The organism is Zobellia uliginosa (assembly GCF_900156625.1).
In the GTDB taxonomy this organism is placed as follows: Bacteria; Bacteroidota; Bacteroidia; order Flavobacteriales; family Flavobacteriaceae; genus Zobellia; species Zobellia uliginosa.
Genome location: NZ_FTOB01000001.1, coordinates 669,155 through 689,267, shown reverse-complemented (window position 1 = coordinate 689,267; position 20,113 = coordinate 669,155). Strand labels below are relative to the sequence as shown.

Below are 20,113 nucleotides of genomic sequence, written 5' to 3'. Positions count from 1 at the left end.
GAATAAAGGATTAAATGTAAAATAGAAATGAAGTGGACTTAAGTAATATGGATTGGTCTAAATGGAAATACCAATATGAAGATAATAGGTAAAGAATATCGTCAAATGACGTCAACCCCAACAGTACAAGAAAATGATGTTCAAGGATCTATTTATACCGAATTCACATGGGGATTTCTGTACATATATAATGACAATATAGTTGTTAGGTGGTCCTCAATAGATAGGAAAGATAACAATGGTAATATTTATGGAACGATTCAAAACGATTTATCAGAAATAAGAAAAAAAAATCTTATTAAATCTATTGAAAAAGGCAACGACCCGGTTTCGATTGGAAAGTATTCCTTATTGGATAACAACCAAATAGAAATGAGATGGAATTTCTATTACGGAGAAGATATTGAATTAATTTTTAAAGGAGATATACTGTTAAACGGTGATGCCCTAAAAGGAACCTTCTATAAGAACGGGGAAGTCAGTGAACCCAGCAGGGTGTATTATAACATCGACAAGCCCTTGCCCGACCCTTTGATCCCGGAGGATGATAAAGATATGGCTTAATAAAAGAAAATACTATTCCCTGCAGGGGTTTAGTGCGGGAAAAAATGGCGTATTGGGTGCTCCCGAATGGCATTTAACCAATCAAGTAGAATTTACAGAAGGTGCTGAAATTTTTGAAATTTTCAATGATGGTACTGAAATACTTAGGGCTAGAATAGTTGATATTGATAATGAATTGAAATTTATTAGAGTTAATTAGACATGAACTATAGAGATGCGTATTATGGTGTATATCGAGACATGGAGTGTATTCTATTGGATACATTAAAAGGATGGAAATTGATAACCTCGAACGACAAAGCCAGAGAATACGGTTTTACCAAGAGCGGCACTAAATACAGCAAAATTATTGAAATAGAGGATAAAGACCTTATAACCGCTTTTACGGTTCGTACAAAAGCAAAATATAACGGGTTCCATTTTACACTGTTTCAAAATGAAAATCTGAAAGAAGAAAATAAAGTTCGCCTATATCTAGAAAACCTAGATTTTGAGGCATATGACCATTTTGGGTTTCCTTACCGAAATGATGATGCCAGTATTGAAGTCAATGAGGAAGAATTGGAAGAAATCTGGGAAGAGCGCAAACCCCTATCTCAGTTCCCGTTCAAAGCAGAAAAAATAAAGTTTATAAAAAAAGAAGGGGAGTTTTTGTAATGTCACCTGCATGTTTTTGTGTTTCAAATCGGTTTCAGAACAATTTAAAAGCTATGCCACTAAGCATAATAAAAACCGAGTGGGCACGAGCAGGATACTCGCGCTAACGGGGGGCTTCTTTACATTTTAATGCCACAGGTGGCGTAGAACGTTTTAAAAAAGTAGAGAGTTCAATTTTTGAAAATGATAATCCCTTTATTCAACTAACGGCAAAAGGATGTCTCGAAGTGGAACTTGGTGCAAAACTTTTAGTTGCAGAGGAATTAGTGGACATTGAAATTTCGGGTAGCGCAATTGGGTGTCTACAAGGGTCATTAAGATATAAATTTGACACGGAAGAATTTGAAGGAAACGTGTCTATCCCTCCCGTTGTACTATCTGGCAGAGCAGCAATTAAAACCAAAGATTCAAGCATGTTAAATTTCACACTGGTAGACTGGCAAAAAAGCATAACTGTAACTAATGAAATTAAAATATACCCAAGAGATTAGTGCGCATGCAAATCATCAAAAAGATAATTATTTTTCTATTGGTAGGCAACGTATTTGCTTTACCAATATCCCTGTATATGGTATACCAAAATTTTTATATCATTAGTCAAAAAAGTAATTATCGCTTAAAAAAGGTTCAAGTAAAGGAGGTGGTTGATTTATCATCAGGCACAAGAGGTTTAAAATATACAAAATACCGGTTGATATATGATGTTGTGGAAAATGGTGAAATTTTAGAATCAAAAGTAGACCTGAGAGAATCCAATGACAAATTTGTTCATTTTATGAATGCCGGCAAAGAAGATAGCATTTTCGGAGGCTTTAAACCTGTTGATAAAAATGACTCAATTTGGGTTTGGCATAACCAAGAAGTTAAAGATTTTTATGCTTTGCCTCATGAAAAAATGTTTAACACAAAAGCATTCTGGCTACAAGGCATCCTCTTTATTGTACTGTGCCTAATAGGTTTTAGCTGTTTACATTATCATATTAATGAACTTAAAGCAAAGAAAAATAAAAAATGATTGAGCCTCCCTTAGTTCCCTGGGGAGTACATAAACACGAAAAATTTCACGTAGCATGAAAAACAACTACCTGTACATAGTTTCACTCCTATGCCTTGCTGCCGTCGTGTTCGGCCAGTCGGCATACGCCCATGGCAACCCCGCAAGGAATTAAACGACCCTAATAGTTTTATAAAAGAATGATTTACGGAAAATATTATGGCAGGAAATTGGGCTTCAGAAAACAATGAAATTGTAAAGGGGTATTTTCAAGACAATTTTCCTGATTTTATACTATTGGAAGAAACTGCCCATGGCCCTTTTTGGGGAGTAAGGTATATGAAAAACAATATAACCATTAACATCAAGGGAGATATAGGGTTTTATATCGAAATCATCATTGATGGAGATTTGTATAATTTATGGAAATATGACCGTAGCGTAACCAACTATCAGAAGACATCGAACAAGAACATTCTTTTTCAACTGTCCGTTTTGCAGAGTTTTTTGCAATAAAAAACGTCATTCAAATTAAGGTTAGGGAGTATATAATTAAGAAATATGAATATATAGCATGTAAGAGAAATAATAATTTACTCCACCAGCGCAAGCGTCGCGCTTGCCCCCCCCTACTTCGGCAGACTCAGTGCAAGGCTTCGAAGGGCGGGGAATGTTCCCAGCCTTAGGGCCAGTTCGCAGGTATGCATTTGGAATTGTCTTCGGTACTGGCCACACGCCCCCAAGTCAGACCGGGAGTGGACAACTACATGTAATAAATACTTACATTAAAATAAAACATCCTACACAAATATGAAATATCATGTAGTCCTTACAACGCCAATATTTACAATATATCAGACATAATTCCCTCATTACAAATACAGTACCTTTATTTAAAAAAATCTAAGATTCATTACATTTCATCGAAATTTTTGTAGTATTTTTCGCTTTTTAACTTAAATTTAACGCGTTAAGAATACGAATCATTGTACCGATTATTAGTCCCCCTTCTTATGTGTTGTACACTTGGTTTTTCCCAAAGTATCAACTTTGATCAATTGGGCAAGGAGAAATGGCTCCGATATAATGGTGGTGTATCCGCCAATGCTGTATACTATGACGGTACCGCCAACCGACAGGCACTGACCTATTATCTCACCGGAAGCTTAAACTTCAACATTGCCGGGGTGTACAATATTCCGCTATCGTTTACCTATTCGAACCAGGAGTTCAATTTCCCCAACCCCTTTAACTTTAATCGCTTGAGCCTACACCCTTCCTACAAATGGGCTACCGCACATATCGGCGACGTAAGCATGACCTTTTCGCCTTATACCTTGGCAGGGCATCAATTTAGCGGTGCGGGTTTTGATCTGAACCCCGAAGGGAAATTTCAAATAAGCGCCATGTACGGCCGCTTTTTAAAGGCCACCGAATACAACGAGGAACACCCCGAGGCCCTAACCGCCTACAAACGTATGGGCTATGGCGTAAAGACCGCCTATGATTTCGACTTTATGAAACTAGGGCTCATTCTCTTTAAGGCCAACGACGAGGAGAACTCCATAAAAACTCCCTTTCCTTTGGAGCTCGGACTCTCACCCAAAGACAATGCCGTGCTCTCCTTCGAATCGGAATTCCGGCTTTTCGAAAAGGCCAGTATGCACATAGAATACGCCATCTCTGGCGTTACCGAAGACACTCGGCTGACCGAAGTCCCTTCATCTACTGGGCTGCTGTCCTTCCTCCTAAAAGAAAACATAAGCACCCAATACTACAAGGCCCTGAACGCTTCTTTCGATTACCCCGCGGGCAACGGAACCTTGGGACTAGGGTATGAACGCATCGACCCCGAGTACAAGACCCTGGGCGCCTATTATTTCAACAACGACCTCGAAAACATTACGGTAAACGCGAGCCAGTCCATTTTCGACAACAAACTCAACCTCAGCGTAAACGCCGGCCTGCAGCGCGATAACCTGAACAAGGCCAAATCATCGGACCAACAGCGCATCGTAAGTGCCGTCAACGCCAATTACACGGCCTCCGACCGTTTGGGCTTCAATGCATCCTACAGCAACTTTCAATCCTACACCAATATTCGCGACCAGTTCGACTACATCAACCAAGTAGGGGCCTACGACAATATAGACACGCTGAACTATCGCCAGATTTCACAAAATGCCAACTTGGGCATCAACTACATCCTAAAAAAAACAGAGACCAAACAGCACAGCACCAACCTTAACCTGGTCTATCAAAACAGCACCAACCAACAGGAAGGCGAAACCATTGAAGGCGGGGAAAACTCCTTCTACAACGGAATGGCGGGCTATACCCTGGGCTACCCCAAGCAGGCCCTCAACATCTCCTTGGCGGCCAATGTTTCGTACAATACCGTGGCCGAGGACGACAACATGACCCTTGGCCCCACCCTATCCATCGGCAAGCAGTTTTTCGACAAGCAACTGCGTACCAACTTTTCAAGTTCGTACAATACGAGTTTCGCCAACGGGGAGCAACAGAACAACGTCTTTAATTTTAGGCTGGGCAGCAACTATACCCTGTACAAAAAACACAACCTCAGCCTTAATTTTCTAATGCTTTTCAGGAATTCGGAACTGAATACAGGGCGTGACCTGACCATTACCTTCGGCTATAGTTATGCCTTTGACAACTTCAAACTCGACCTCGACCGAAATAGGCGCAGCCTTAACGAAGGTAATCCTCGCAACAGGGAGAGCATACTGAGTTTCCGTTACCGCAATGTGTCCTACAGCGGTACAATACCCGAACTGAACGAGCAGCTGACCAACGTATACGAAAGTTCACAATTTGCCAATATTCCCCAGTTTAAAAAAGACGAGCTAAAAATCCTTTTGGCCACTGTCAAAGAGCAAAAACGAGAGGAGAAGTATAAGGAACAAGCCCTTATTTTTCTTGAGGAACTCTACGCCTTCAACGATTTTCAAACCATTTATGACGATGCCCTTTACAACGTAGTAATGTCGATAAAAGACGATATGAAGAAAATAGACATGGCCTTGGAAAAGCTCTTCGTAGTCAAAAAACTGGAAGCCGATAAACACCCCTTGAACGGGAAGGCCCCAGAAGACTATACGAACAAGGACAAAGCACTGGTGCCACGGTACGAAGCGCTCTTAGAAGAACGGGAGACCCGTTTACAAAAACTGGTAGGGCATAGGTGGATGGAAACCCAGTTCGCTGAGTTCACCTCTAAGGAAGTAATAATGAAAGGCACAGGCTTTTTGCAAGAGTTCAAGCAAAATAAGGCCCTAAAAGCCTTTGAGCTTTATGAAACCACCGAAAATCAAGAAAAACTGGAATACTATCTAGAAAACGAGATTATCGATTTCTATTACAAAAAATCGCTAAAAACAGTCAACCCCGAACTGTTTGAACTGAGATATATTAATAAGCAGTAGGTAGTGGTAATTAGCACTAAGAAAATTAAAAACATTAAGTAGTTAATGGTTTACAGAGTTATAAAAAACATGAAAAACAGCAGGTTACAATTGCAGCATTTCAATAAAGCGCTGACAGATTACCGTGGCCTCTTGCGAGACATAAATTGCAGACTGCAAACTGTTCTTTTTCATGCCCTCTTTTTCTTTCTATTGACCCTGATCTGCCTCCCGGCAACCGCCCAGTCCTTTCCCGTTCAGGTGATTCCTCAGGTAACCCCGCCGGCTCCCATCTATTTTTCCGATTATGCCGATGCGAGTACCTTGAGCAGTCCCCTCCGCGTGCAGATCATCTTGAACGATTTTGAGATCGCCAACCGCGAGATACGCCTGCGTACCTATTTTGAGGGCGGGGGTATCAGCTTTCATAGTAAAGATGTTGTGCTAGGTGCCGAAAAGCTCTATTTAGAGGGAGGCGTGCCCCTGGTACTCACCAACGTACAACTGGCCCCGTACTTTCGCTTCGAAAACATTAGCGGAATATCGCCCAACGTATACGGAAAGGCCATTCCCGAAGGCGCCTATTCCTTTTGTTTTGAGGTGTACGATGTACTGACGGGCAACCGCCTGTCGCAAAAAAGCTGTGCCACCAGCGTTGTCTTTCAAAACGAACCGCCCTTTCTGGTCGCACCGAGAAACAAGTCCAACCTAGCCGAAACCAATCCGCAGAACATCGTCTTCCAATGGACGCCACGCCACATCAACGTGAGCAATGTGGAATACGAACTGAGCATCGTGGAGATCTGGGATACCCAGGTAGACCCGCAACAGGCCTTTTTAAGCTCTCCGCCCGTTTTTCAGGTCAGGACTACTGCCACCACCTACGTATACGGTCCGGCCGACCCGCTTTTTCTTTCGGGAAAAAACTACGCCTGGCGCGTACAGGCCAAGGCCAAGCAAGGGGTCGAGGAAATCGGACTCTTCAAAAACCAGGGCTATAGCGAAATCTATTCCTTCAGCTATGCCGGCACCTGCGACCTGCCCATCGGTATCAACCACGAGGTAAAGGGCAGTACCAATGCCAATATCTTTTGGGACGATTTCGCTACCGATGTGCCCGAATATACGGTGCGGTACCGCCAAAAGAACCTAGAGGGAGCGGAGTGGTTTATGAACAAGACCACTTCGAACCAAACCACCTTGTGGGACCTTAAGGCGGGCACTACCTACGAATACCAGCTGCAAAAACAATGCTCGGTGACCGGAAGCGATTGGAGCATGGCCAAGGAGTTTACCACCTTTATCGCCGATGACGAAGCCAGTGTCTACGACTGTGGCATAACGCCCGATTTTGATGTTTCGAACAAAGAGCCCCTGCCCAGCATCTCCTCCGGTGAAAAGTTTATGGCGGGCGACTTCCCCATAAACATTTTAACGGTAAGCGGTAGCGATGGCCGATTTACGGGCACGGGCTATGTGACCATCCCTTATTTGAACAGCATTCGAGTGGGCGTAGAGTTTACCAATGTGCTTATCAATACCGACAAGAAATTGGCCGAAGGTACGGTAGTCACCACCTACGACCCGAGTTTAAAGAATATCTTGGACATAGACGAATCAGTCGATACGGTAGAAGATGCCGTTGATGCCGTGGGGGAATTTTTTGAAGGAGATAACGACCTAGATGAAATTCGGGTCAACTGGGCCCTTAGGTCTAAGAAAGATATAAAAATAAAAGGTGGTAAGGTCGTTATTACCAACCCCAATACGGGGGCAACTAAATCAGAACCCCTAGGCGACGATATGGTGATTACCGACAGTGAAGGGAAAACCTATTACATAGATGCGGAAGGAAAAATAACCGAAGGGGGATCACTTGCTACTGGCGGGGCCATAAGCCCGGATACCGTGGAAGGTGTAGCTAACAACGGCCAAATAGAATCCTTGACGGCAGAAGGTGTTCTGGTCACCTTTAACGAAGCGGGTACGTATGCCATGGATATAATGCCCAAGGGCGAAATAGGAAAGCTCAAGGACGAGTACACGGTTATAAAGGATGCGGAAGGCAACGATTATGTGCTTACCCACCATGCCGTAAAGAATAGGGCAAGCACCAAAATAAAGGCCAAAATCGACATTAAAAACGATGCCTACAATGTATCGGATGTCATCTTCAAGACCAAGCATGGGGACAGTATCCCCACGACCTTCAAGGGCAATCAGGCTACCTTGACCTTGAAAGGCAGGTTTACCTTCGAAAACGAGGTAATCTACGCAGTCGTACCCGACAAGGACGACAGTACAAAACAGCTTACGGCCGGGGCGTTTACCCTTTGGCATCTATCCGAACGCACTGTAAAAGTGGCCCTGGTTTCCGTTAACGGCGCCTCTTTGGGCAATATCGAATCCAAGGTTTCCGACATCTTCAAAAAAGCGGTGGCCCATATTGAGTTCGGCGAGAGCCTTTCCCTTTCCGTCACCAAGGACGAACTAGGAAGCAACCAAAAATTGGATGTAGGCGAAAGTGCATGGGCCGCGGCCTATAACGAGGAACAGAAGATGCTCGTAAACAAGGTGAAGCAATTGCCCAACTATAAGACCGACACCTATTACATCTTGGTCTTCAACGACATAGAACCTACTCGCTCTATTGGCGGATTCATGCCCCTACAGCGGCAAATGGGCTTTGTATTTGCCGGTGACCCAGATAAAGAAGAAGACAAGAACGGAGACAAGAGCAAGACCTTGGCCCACGAAATAGGCCATGGTATTTTCGCCCTTCAGCACCCCTTCGTTGAATATGACATGTCTGAAAATCAAACCGATTGGCTCATGGATTATGGAAGTGGAGATCAACTGCCCCATACCCATTGGGCCCAGATCCATGACCCGGCCCTTAAATTCTACATCTTTCAAGATGAGGAGGATGGGGAGATTGCCGGTAAAACTTGGTTTACACCGGATTGGAAGCCTTTTTTCATCAAGAATTCAACAACCATCATATCCAATACAGAGAACATAAGCCCCAAAGGGACTGTACCTGGTTTTAAATTAAGTAACGGGACCAAATATTGGGCAGCATATCGTTCCGATGGGCAATTTAAGGGCTATTACAATGATTCAGGGATAGAAATAACAAAGACTGAATATCAGAACAAGGAATTAACTATTGACAAAAATGACATCGTTTACTTATTTGAATATGTCCCAGGGGAATGTAATAAAACTTATAGGTCCACCTACGCATATGTAAGCTCTACAACCAACAACATATCCTTTGACGAGTTTAACAACAATATTGAGCAAGTTAATATCTCTACGAATTGCCTTCCGGATTTATGCGCAGAAGGGGGAAAATTTATTACAAAATACGAAGATATAACTGAAGAAGATACCCAAAAAGTAATTAGAGAAATTGCCGATTTGATTTGCAACTCCCCCAGCGACACCTTATTTCTCAAGGAAATTGAAGAAAAAGGTATAGCGCAACTGTTTGGATGGCAACAAGCTGAATACTACGAGGGAAATTGGGATAGAAGCAAGGCCGCTTTCGAAAAATTTAGAGACTCCTATGATAATTATGTTGATTATTACTCTGATGCAAAAGCTTACATCAAAACATCTTCAGACAGAAAGGCCATTATTCAGATAGCCTATAATTTAAGTGAAGCACAAATTTCACTTTTAACAGTGTCCGAAAGGTTAAATATGTTAAGACTAATCGCTTCGGGTCCCATGCTTGGCTATTGGACTAGCTTCAATTACAATATTGAAGCTTTAGCCCTGAAAATAATTCGTTCCATTACTCCTGAAAACAGTGAGGCCTTTATAAATGGATTGACCGATGCGACTTATAACATTGATGGGAAACCACTCTACAAAGCCCTTTTCGAAGGAATAGACGATGTTCTAGAGGGAGACAATTTCACCCAATTTATCCTTCATTTGACAGATTTGACCCTAGAAAGGAATCATATTAGCAAAGAAAATGCTTATGACATATCAACAATCGAAGCCTTTTCAAATGGTCGTTTCTTTTGGGATGTACAAAATGAACAATTTCTTTGGCTCTTTAATAAGGTTCGAGATAATAGTAAATTAATTGTTAATGAAGTTAACAATGGAGACCTAAGCCTAAAGCAGTGTTGTGTCAATGAAAAGATATACTCTACCGGTTATTATGGAAATAACACAAGTACAGTATGTATGGAATATGCCATAGATACAACACTAAAGCCTTTTGATCTTGTATCGATTCAGATTTATAAAGATATCTCGTTTGTCGGGACCGAAGGTGATTGTAATTCAAAAGAAGCAGTAGTTTGTGGACAAGAAGCTCTGGTCCCCGCTGCATTTCTGTTATTCCTAGATGGTAAAAAGAAAAATGCTATCACCCAGAATGTTGTAACCAATACGTTAACGGCCGCATCCATATATTTTTCTGGTGCAGAAATTCTGGCAGCGAAGGGGGCTTTAACATGGGCAACGTTACCCGCTTACGCCGATTTGTTTGTCACTTTTACAGACCCCTATTTTTCGAGTCCCGGCTTCAGAGAAGACGCATCAGGCTTTATTCAGGCAAGGTTTGGCACCACAAAGGAAGAGGCAAATGAATTAGCCAACTTATTACAAACTAGTTGGACCATTGGTTCAACCGTAATGACCATTGATACCGCAAAAAAACTCCCCGACCCCAACGAGCACATAAAAGCACTGGCAACTTATAAGGCCCTAGTAAAAAAGATAGGAACCGAGGACGCCACTAAACTACTTTCCAAGGATAAAAAATTAGCGAAAAAAACAGCCACGGGTTTTAAAAATATTGAGGAGGACGTAATAAAACTCGGCAAATCTGACGAGTTGGCCGAAGAGACGGCAAAGGCCGAAACAAGACTTCAAGGAATTTTAGGCAAGAATGTACTCAAATCCAATGCAGGCAAGGTATTGGTAAAAAAAGACAATTTACTTGACATTGAAAGTATTTCGGGCCAATTCAAATCCTTCACCTATAAAATTGGGGATGACTCAAATTCAATTACAAAACAAAATAGAGCCGGAACCTTTTGGAACTTAGGGTCTAATTCTGCTATTTCACATACACAATATGTTAGTGCAGACGGAAATTTTTATATAAAATTGGCACCTGATAAAAACGATGGCCGACTACTTTTCTACGATATTGAACAAGGTAAATTTTTAGGCTGGGGAATTCTGCCTACAAAAAACGATGAACTAATAAACCCCTTAAAAGACCCATCGGATTATGAAAGGTTAATCCAAGATTTAAAACTTATTCATGGTTTAGAAAAAAATACAACGAGTTTCGATTTTGGGCCCAAAGGAACCCTTGTAAGATACGTGGATAAGCTAAACGCTTATTTAGGAAGTTACAATCCCTCAAGAACTGCGGGGGCAACTAATGAGTTGGGGACAGGAGATGTCCTAGACCGCTTGGCGATGTATAAAAATTATCGGTTCGCCGACAAAAATGCTGCAGATTTCGAACCAGGGAGTATTTCCATGCTTAATATGCCCGATGTAATGGCGAGCTCCCCCAACACAAAAAATTTCTTTGGTGATTTTAATGCCGAGTACCTCGATTTCTTAATCGCTAATAAGGATAAAATTGAGATCATATTCACAACAAACCCAATTCATCAAGATTTATTTAAGGCCTGGAAAAATGGAAAATATGTAAAAAATGAGATTACTGGTCTTTTTCAACCAAGTGGTTTTGCCAAAGAAATTAAATATTTAAGAGATAGAGGTATTTCAGTGGTAAAATTTAAAGATGGTAGTGATTTGAACTTAAACAACATTGATTTAAATGACATGGATTGGTCTAAATGGAAATATTAATAGAAATGAATATAATAGGTAAGGAATATCGTACAATAGTCCCGATGGAAGTAATCACTGAAAATGATGTACAAGGGGGTTACAGTAAATCTTTAATAAATACGTACTTATATATACACGATAAAAAAAAAGTAACACAATTTGCATCGGACTATGACAGAAATAACCCAAATTGTTTATTTGGAAACATACCTGTGACTAATAGAAATATGAAACTTGAGAATTTAAGAAAAATAATAGAAAAAGGCAACGACCCAGTTTCGATTGGAAAGTATTCCTTATTGGATAACAACAAAATAGAAATGAAATGGAACTATTACTATGGAGAAAATATTGAATTAATCTTTAAAGGGGAAATACTCTTAAACGGTGATGCCATAAAAGGAACCTTTTATAAGAATGGCGAAGTCAGTGTGCCCAGCAGGGTATATTATAATATCGACAAACCCTTGCCCGACCCTCTGATCCCGGAGGATGATAAAGATATAGCTTAATAAAAGGAAAGGTGAACAAAAATAAAAAATGATTAAGCCCCCACTAGCGCGAGCATCACGCCCATGCCATGTTCAAAACACCCCTGTAAAGCAACTCTTGCGTTGCTTTGCCAGCGCGCCATCTCACCCATAGCTTACGCTATGGCGTCCTCAAGGGGACAATAACCCCCACTTCGGCAGGCTCGGTGCAAGGCTTCGAAGGGGGTGCCCGAAGGGCGGGGGATGTAGGGTCGAACCGATGCAGATAGAAGGAAAAAATAGAAAGGTGAATAAAACAAAAGAAGAAAAAATAAAAATGATTGAGCCTCCCTTAGTTCCCTGGGGAGTACATAAACACGAAAAATTCACGTAGTATGAAAAACAACTACCTGTACATAGTTTCACTCCTATGCTTCGCTGCCGTCGTGTTCGGCCAGTCGGCATACGCCCATGGCAACCCTTGGGCACATACAAGCTATTCCCTCCTGACCAGCAATATCGGGTCAAAAAGCCTATCGACACCCGTAACGGAAAAAGATTCGACCTCGGCAAGTCCAAAGGACAGTGTTAAACTCAAAAAAATCAAGGCACAACAGTTGGCTCACTTACAACAATTGGCGGCCCTTCGCGGCCCGGTATTGACACCCGCCGCAACGGCCCCTGTACCCCCTAAAACAGAAGAAGCAGCCATTGAGGAAGAAAAGGTGTTCCGTTCCTTCCCTTCCTTGGACCAACAGTTGGCCGAAAGCCAAGACTTTAACCTGTCCTTCGCCAATCGCGAACCCGAATTCAACGAGGCCTACCTGGCCGAAAACTTCCAGCAAAACCCTGCCGTAGAAAAACTGATAAACAATGCCAAAGGCGCCCTCGATGCCGTCAAGGAGCTGGGCAACTTTGTAGACATCATAACCGGCAAAGAGCTATTGGAACTCCCGGTGGGACTCAAAAAGACCGACCAGACCTCGAACAACTCCGTAGAACTCGCCATTACCGAGGTAAAGTTCACCCCCAGCTATGCCCTACTCAAGGTATGGGCCCGATTGATCATACCCGAAAAGGGTGAATTTAAAAAGGAAAAAGATCGTGGTATCGAACGCGAACTCTTTTTTGGGGCCGAAAACGTAAAACTATCTTACGATGGCGGCCTATCGGGTGATATGAAACTGGTGCTGTTAGGCAATCAGGCTATCCCCATTCAAGGTGATAACTGGTTATTGACCCTAAAAGGGGGAATAGACCTTAAAAAAAATACCTTCACCGACCAATCGTATATCGAGTTCGATTGCTCCGACCTAAAAGGCATCAGCCTTGAGGGAGACCTGCGGGTGTCGCGAAACGTACTCCTGCCCATTGACGAGAACGGTAATTACGTCTGTTCCGACAAAGGGGACAACCAAAACATGAAAGACAATGAACAAGCCATAGAAAACAAGTGCTACGTCGGCACCTCGTTCAGCGTAAAGGCCGAAGGTTGGAACGACCTTTTGGTCAATGTCGACCTACCTCGTTTTGAGGTGGTGGGCCTCCAGGGATGGGGCTTCAACCTTACCAACGTAGTACTTGACCTAAGCGATAGTAGAAACGCGCCCAAACTCGACCTACCCAAGGAATACGACCAAATCTACCCTGGTGAAGACAAAAAACTATGGCGGGGCTTCTATGCCGAAGAAGTGAAAATTATGTTACCCAAAGGTATAGAGAACACTAAAAAATCAAATGGCAGGGTTGAATTCGTAGCCGAAAACTTGGTATTGGACAGTCAAGGTGTCTCGGGCACTTTCCACGGAGAAAATGTCTTAAAAACAGGCGATGGTGCCGCTGGCAAATGGGCCTTTACCATTGACGATGTAAGCATTTCCCTCTCCAGAAACTCCTTGACCAACGGATCCATCGGCGGAGATATTGCCGTTCCCATCTTCGAGGAGCCCATGGACTACGAGGGATACATAGCCCAAAACGGATATGGTCTGGAAGTGGGACTCAACAGCAACTACAAAACCCCAGTGTTCTTGGGTGAAATGCAACTCGAACGCAACTCCAGCGTAGCCATTAACGTGAAAGATGGCAATGTTTACCCCTCGGCCAACCTGACCGGACAGCTATCCGTTATTGGTGAAATAGGCCAAAAAGAGGGGGATGCATCGCCCAGCGCCGAAGAAGCCGAAGCGAGCGGAAAGGGGTTCAGCTTTCCCGGAATCGAGTTTCAAGAATTAAAATTGGAGACCGAGCCGGGTAAAAAAACCATAAGTGCCAAGAGTTTTGGTTTTACCGGCGAGATGAAGCTCATGAACTTTCCCGCCTCTGTAGAAAACCTGAAATTGGTCACCCCCAAGGATCAGGTCGGCCTATCTTTTGACCTCAAAATCAATCTTGATGGCGACGGATCCCATGCCACTACCAGTATGGACATTATGGGCAAGTTGGAAGATGGGGCCAAAATCCACAAATGGAAGTTTGAAAAAGTATCGGTCGATGGTATTGAGATCGATTACACCAAAGCCAATTTTCAAATTACCGGCGAACTGGATGTTATGGAAGACGACCCCGTCTATGGCAACGGGTTTAAGGGAAATCTCACCGCCACTTTCAAAAAATTAAAGTTCAGCGCCGAAGGCAATGCCATTTTTGGGAATAAGGATTTCAGGTATTGGACCGTGGACATCGCCACAAACTCCATACAAAACGAGGGCACAACGAAATTGCCCATCAAGGCTTTCGTCGGTGGTCTATCGTACAAAATGCAAAAGGTCAGCGGCAACAGTTCCGGCTTCGAACCGGGAACGGCCGTTTACAAACCCGATGCCAATACCGGGCTAGGGGTACGTGCCGGGGTAAAAATCACCACCGAAAATGCCGACGCCTTCTCCTGCAAAGCCTATCTCGAAATGGAGTTCAATGCCCATGGCGGACTCAACCGAATCGGATTTATGGGCGAAGGGGCCATAATGGGCAAAGACGAATCAGGTCCCGATGACTTGAAGAAATCGGCCGAAGTAGCGGAGAAAGTTGACAAGTCGCTACGGGACAACTCCGCCGCCGCGGCAAATAAACGGTATGGTAATTTTATGACCACTGCCAAAGAATCGATTCCCATACACGATGTAGCCGCTTCGGGCAAGGTTGGAGTTTACGTGGGTATCGAAAAAGACTTTGTTAACGACACCTTTGATGGGGAGTTTGAACTCTATCTAGACCTTGGGGCCATTAAAGGGGGAGGAGCCAATAATTTGGCCGGCTATGCCAAAATACACACTGGCCCCAATGACTGGTACATGTACATCGGTACGCCCGACCAACGGATAGATTTATTGTTTAACTCCGGTGTTCAGGTAAGGGTCGGCGGCTACTTTATGACCGGAACAAAATTACCGGCTCCAGGCGACATCAGTCCACACCCAATAGTTACCAAAATTCTAGGCGATGATATGCTTAGGGGCGAACGCAAAGACAATCAACTGATATCTGGAAAAGGCTTCGCCTTCGGTATGAATTTCGGCTACGGTTACGATTTTGATTGGGGCTTATTCTACGCAATGGTAGAAATCGGTGCCGGTTTCGATGTCATGCATGCCTATTACCCGAATGCCAAATGTGTTGGTCGACCAGGGCCCGTTGGCAACAACGGTTGGTATAGCATGGGCCAGGTATACGCCTATTTGTACGGAGAGTTCGGTGTTAAGGTAGACCTTGCCTTTATTAAAGGAAATTTCACGATTGCAGAGGCCGGCGTTGCCGCCATGCTAAGAGGCCAATTCCCAAACCCCGTTTATATTCAGGGCTATGTGGGTATGTATTACAAAATCTTGGGGGGACTTGTATCGGGAAGGATGAGGATGAAGGTAGAATTAGGGGAGGAATGCGAACTTGAGAATATTAACAACACCATTGGCGTACCGATGATCTCCGATGTAACACCTAGGGACGGAGACGATGATGTTTCAGTATTTGCGGCTCCTCAAGCCGTTTTCAATTACGCCGCCAACTCGGACTTTACCGTTGATCTCGAAGAGGGAGTCAGGACCTTTAAGTTGCAGTTGAAAAACTTTACCGTCACTTCTGAAGGAAAAAAAATAAAAGGCAGCTTAGAATGGAACGACACCAACGATGCCGTTACGTTCAAACCGGAACGGCCTTTACCTTCAGAACAAGAGGTAAAAGTTTCAGTTGAGGTAAGTTTTGATGAAAAAATTGATGGCATCTATAAAACCATGACCGAAGATGGCAAGCCTGTTGTGGAAAAAAAAGAAATCTCATTTGTTACCGATAAGGCGCCGGACCATATCGTATGGGAAAACGTGGCTTATTTGTACCCTGTGAAAGATCAACGAAATTTCTATCCAAAGGAATACAAGAAGGGTTATGTCAAAATGATCCAGCCCCAGGACAATCTATTTAACAAAGACTTTGAAATTAGGGCCGAATTTGTATCTAGGGCTTCAGGGCAGGGTGTCCGAACCCCCGTAAGTTATGACAAAAACAAGGGTATGGTCTTTTTTGATATTCCTGATATGGTCCTTGATGCCGAATACGACCTAAACCTAATGGTTTTTCCTTTGGGACAAGAAATTCCTACCGAAATCGTGGTTGAGGAAACCGAATTATTGGAAGATGAAGATGCTGGGGACACGACATGGTTCGATCCCAACACAGATACGCAAAGTATCAAAAACACATCGGCCAGCGCAGTAGTGGCTAACAAAAAAGCATCAAGTGTCACCATTTCGAATGCCGCCCCAAAATCTATTTTCGAGTATACGTTCAAGACAAGTAAACATGAAACTTTTGGTGAGAAAATATCAAGTTTGACTGTTACAAACTACCTAACCAACATCTACATAGTTTCTTCAGAAAACAACGAAATTTCTCCTGTAGCAGACGTTCATTCCTTATCAATAAAAGTTGCGGACTATGAATATCTAGACATTATTGAAGTTTCGGGAAACCCTTATACTAATTCCCAACCTCTGGTTTACGCAGAGGCCATTCTTAAGGACAACTATTATAAAAAACTTATTGGGCCTCTTTTATATAACGAAGAAGTATACCCTTTAGATAGAAATAATCCTAACCCTCAATTAGGAGAAATAAGAGTCAATAGGGACCCTTCCGTTTTAGGTGTCCCCCCAATTCGCTCCTTTTATTTGGGCAATGAATATATGGCCAATCTGCCAAACAACGCAAACTCATCATGGGTAAAAAACAGAATCCCGTTTATTTACAACCTTCCCTACCAGTACAAAACGGACATGATGTATTTGAGAAACGCAATATCACAGAGATACAATAATGGAATAGGAAATGAAGCGAAATTCAACAGCTTTAAATATTTGATGACAAATTTCCCTCCTTTACCCTTGGGCACCTATAACGCCAAACTAATTTATAGAACGCCTGGACAATTGTACCAAAGAGGATATCCAATAAAATATAAAAATCAATAGTTTGAAAAAAATATCTTTCATCATATACCTCCTCATTAACTTTTGTTGGGGACAAGACTCTACCTCGGTTCAACTTATTTCAAGGTCGCTTCCGAACAAGGTGATGCTCAGGTGGGCCGTTGACCAACCTTTGGGTTGGAAAATGGGCAACGAATACGGCTTTTACATAGAACGGTCTACCATTTCCCGCAATGGAGAGGCCGTAGTTCCCATAGAACGAAAAATGCTCTTTCAAGTCCCCCTAAAACCAAGACCTCTGGAGGAATGGGAAACATTGGCCAACCAAGACCAGAACGTAGCTGTCCTGGCCCAAGCCCTTTTTGGGGAAACTTTTAAAACCCTAGCTCCAAAAGCCAGGGTTTTGGGAAAAATCACCGCTGTTAACGACGAATTGGAACAGCGCTTCACCTTTGCCCTTCTGGCTGCCGAACAAAGCTTTGAAGGAGCAAAACTAGCAGGTTGGGGATTAGAGGACACCTCCGTAGTTCCTGGAGAAGGATACGTTTATAAAGTTACGGTAGCCCTTCCCGAAGATGCAAACATAAAAATTAAGGAAGGGTCGACATACGCGGGAACGAATCTCTATGAAGAACTACCTCAACCTATTGGCTTGGCAGGTATTTTTAAAGACTCCCATGTAGTACTAAGCTGGAACTATAACCTTCTAAGTAGTATTTATACGAGTTATATTGTCGAGAAGTCAGCTGACAGCCTCAATTTTGAAAAACAGAACCAACAACCTATTTTTAATGCTTCACCATATCCAAATGACAATAACATTGCCCTTTATTACACCGATTCCATACCCAACGACAAGTCCTTCTATTATCGCGTAAAAGGTAAAAACGCGTTCGGAGAAATTGGGCCCGCCAGTCCAATCGTACAGGGGAAGGGCAAAAAATCATTGGAATATGTACCAAGAATTTATAAAAAAGAAATCCCTACCGACAATAGAGCTACCCTTTATTGGGAGATTAAGGAAGAAGGAAAGGAACTAATCGACAAATTTCAGTTAAATAGAGCAAATACCAACGATGGGCCTTTTAAAACCGTAATAGACAATATCCCACCAACAAGCAGAAGCATCTCTTACGATAAATTGGACCGTATTAATTACTTCACGGTGTCGGCAGTGGATAAAAACGGAACCAAAAGTGAGTCCTTACCGGTAATGGTACAACCTGTAGATTCAGTACCTCCTGCAGCACCCAAAGGTTTAATCGGGATAATGGACACTACGGGCATCATAAGACTCTCATGGGATAAAAATCAGGAAGAGGACTTAAAAGGATATCGAATCTTTAGGTCGTACAATCCGAATGCAGAATTCAGTGAAATCACAAAAGAAACACACGACAGGGAAAATTACAAAGACACGCTATCTATTCGGAATCTGAACACCAAGGTATACTATAAACTACAGGCAGAGGACCAAAGGTATAACAGGTCGGACCTCTCCCAAATGTTAGTGATCAACAAACCCGATGTTATACCTCCGTCTCCTCCAGTACTTACCAAGTATTCCATTTCGGACGAAGGTGTAAGAATTCATTGGATACCTAGTAGCAGCCCAGATGTTACCTCACATATTATTTTCAGAAAAGACCCAAATGAAAAACAAGCCGGTTGGGAGAAAATTTATGAAACCGCATCAGTAAAAGATTCTTCCTTTCTAGAGTCTAACAATCTTATTCCCAATGAGTATAGTTATACCATAATAGCAAAAGACCATACAGGGTTGGAAAGCACTCCTTCCAACCTATTATCCATTAGTTGGAAGGGTAAAGCTTTAGATATTGATGAAATTAAATTTAACGCTATCGCCAATCGAGACCTTAGGTTTATCAACCTTTTATGGAAAACTAAAGAACCAAATGTGTCCGAATATAGATTATACAAGGGTAATTCTAAAAACACCCTTAAACTCTACAAAACATTTAACCACCACACCACCAGTTTTAATGATGTTAATCTAAAGATTAATTCTACTTATTCATATGGATTGCAATTTTTATTAAAAGACGGGCGCAAGTCACCAATTAAAAAGATTAAACTAATATATTAAGAAATGAACTTTGTTAAAATTTTGTTTTTCACCCTATTCTTATGTGCCTTAAAAGGACAGGCTCAGAATTATTATAGAATAGACTGTGAATTTAGTAGTTGGCAAAACACGGTAGGTTCAATAAAAATAACTGTCCTAAAAGAAAATGGAACAACAGAAGAAATTTTTACTGATGGTATCGGTGGCTTTAGTACAAATCCCAAAAATAAAAACTCAACATTAGTTGTTAATTTAGATTCTCCGATAGTTAATTATACCACTGATATACATGGGTTCTATATTGAATCTCTCCCTGTCCGTTCATATGGCGATACAAAAACTTTAGTACTATCTTCATCCGAGTGTAACAATACTTTAAGTTCAGTCAGTCATAAAGTGGGTTATGTAAAATCAACAGTTAGCATCAACCCTATTGAAATTCTTCCTCAAGACATTTCTACTTCCAACGAATGCAGCCCCATTACCGTACCCATAGAATCTTTTTGCGATAATTTGGAAATAGACAAATGGTATTTCAAATTAGAAGATGGAACGAAACAATATCTACCAAGACATGACGGGGAAAACCCTTTAATTTTTGATGCTTCAGAGTTAAATGAAAATCCTGCTCTATACTTAAATAAAACTACCACAAT

At 42.3% G+C, this 20,113-nt stretch carries 11 protein-coding genes; all 11 read left to right on the top strand.

The features are described from left to right. Positions 1–75: 75 nt before the first annotated feature. The 11 genes from BW980_RS02815 to BW980_RS02765 all read left to right on the top strand — a co-directional run bounded on the left by BW980_RS02815 (position 76) and on the right by BW980_RS02765 (position 19,478). Positions 76–564, top strand: coding sequence for a hypothetical protein (locus BW980_RS02815; RefSeq protein ID WP_076453414.1), 489 nt, complete (start codon positions 76–78; stop codon positions 562–564). After that, positions 545–763 carry a hypothetical protein gene (locus BW980_RS02810; RefSeq protein ID WP_076453413.1) on the top strand — a complete coding sequence of 73 codons (219 nt, stop codon included), beginning with the start codon at positions 545–547 and terminating at the stop codon, positions 761–763. The genes BW980_RS02815 and BW980_RS02810 overlap by 20 nt, the downstream gene beginning before the upstream one ends. A 2-nt stretch (positions 764–765) precedes the next feature. Next, the gene (locus tag BW980_RS02805; protein WP_076453412.1) at positions 766–1,221 is read left to right on the top strand and encodes a hypothetical protein; all 456 of its coding nucleotides are present in this window, start codon (positions 766–768) and stop codon (positions 1,219–1,221) included. A gap of 227 nt (positions 1,222–1,448) precedes the next feature. Continuing rightward, entirely contained in the window at positions 1,449–1,712 is a 264-nt protein-coding gene (locus BW980_RS02800; protein ID WP_076453411.1) for a hypothetical protein, read from the top strand. 5 nt (positions 1,713–1,717) lie between these two features. Next, complete coding sequence (locus BW980_RS02795; RefSeq protein WP_076453410.1) at positions 1,718–2,236, top strand: hypothetical protein; 519 nt, start codon at positions 1,718–1,720, stop codon at positions 2,234–2,236. 198 nt (positions 2,237–2,434) lie between these two features. Beyond that, positions 2,435–2,731, top strand: coding sequence for a hypothetical protein (locus BW980_RS02790; protein WP_076453409.1), 297 nt, complete (start codon positions 2,435–2,437; stop codon positions 2,729–2,731). Between the two features lie 497 nt (positions 2,732–3,228). Continuing rightward, positions 3,229–5,661 (top strand): TonB-dependent receptor, encoded by a 2,433-nt coding sequence (locus BW980_RS02785; protein WP_076453408.1) that lies wholly within the window; start codon positions 3,229–3,231, stop codon positions 5,659–5,661. Between the two features lie 69 nt (positions 5,662–5,730). Then, complete coding sequence (locus tag BW980_RS02780; RefSeq protein WP_175609838.1) at positions 5,731–11,499, top strand: fibronectin type III domain-containing protein; 5,769 nt, start codon at positions 5,731–5,733, stop codon at positions 11,497–11,499. Next, a complete protein-coding gene (locus BW980_RS02775) occupies positions 11,487–11,993 on the top strand; it encodes a hypothetical protein (protein ID WP_076453406.1) in 507 nt (168 codons plus the stop codon). Before BW980_RS02780 ends, BW980_RS02775 begins: the two co-directional genes overlap by 13 nt. A gap of 353 nt (positions 11,994–12,346) precedes the next feature. Further along, positions 12,347–17,413, top strand: a complete 5,067-nt coding sequence (locus BW980_RS02770; RefSeq protein WP_139327576.1) for a hypothetical protein — start codon at positions 12,347–12,349, stop codon at positions 17,411–17,413. 1 nt (position 17,414) lies between these two features. After that, on the top strand, positions 17,415–19,478 hold the full coding sequence (locus tag BW980_RS02765) for a fibronectin type III domain-containing protein (RefSeq protein WP_139327575.1): 2,064 nt from the start codon (positions 17,415–17,417) through the stop codon (positions 19,476–19,478). Positions 19,479–20,113: the final 635 nt, after the last annotated feature.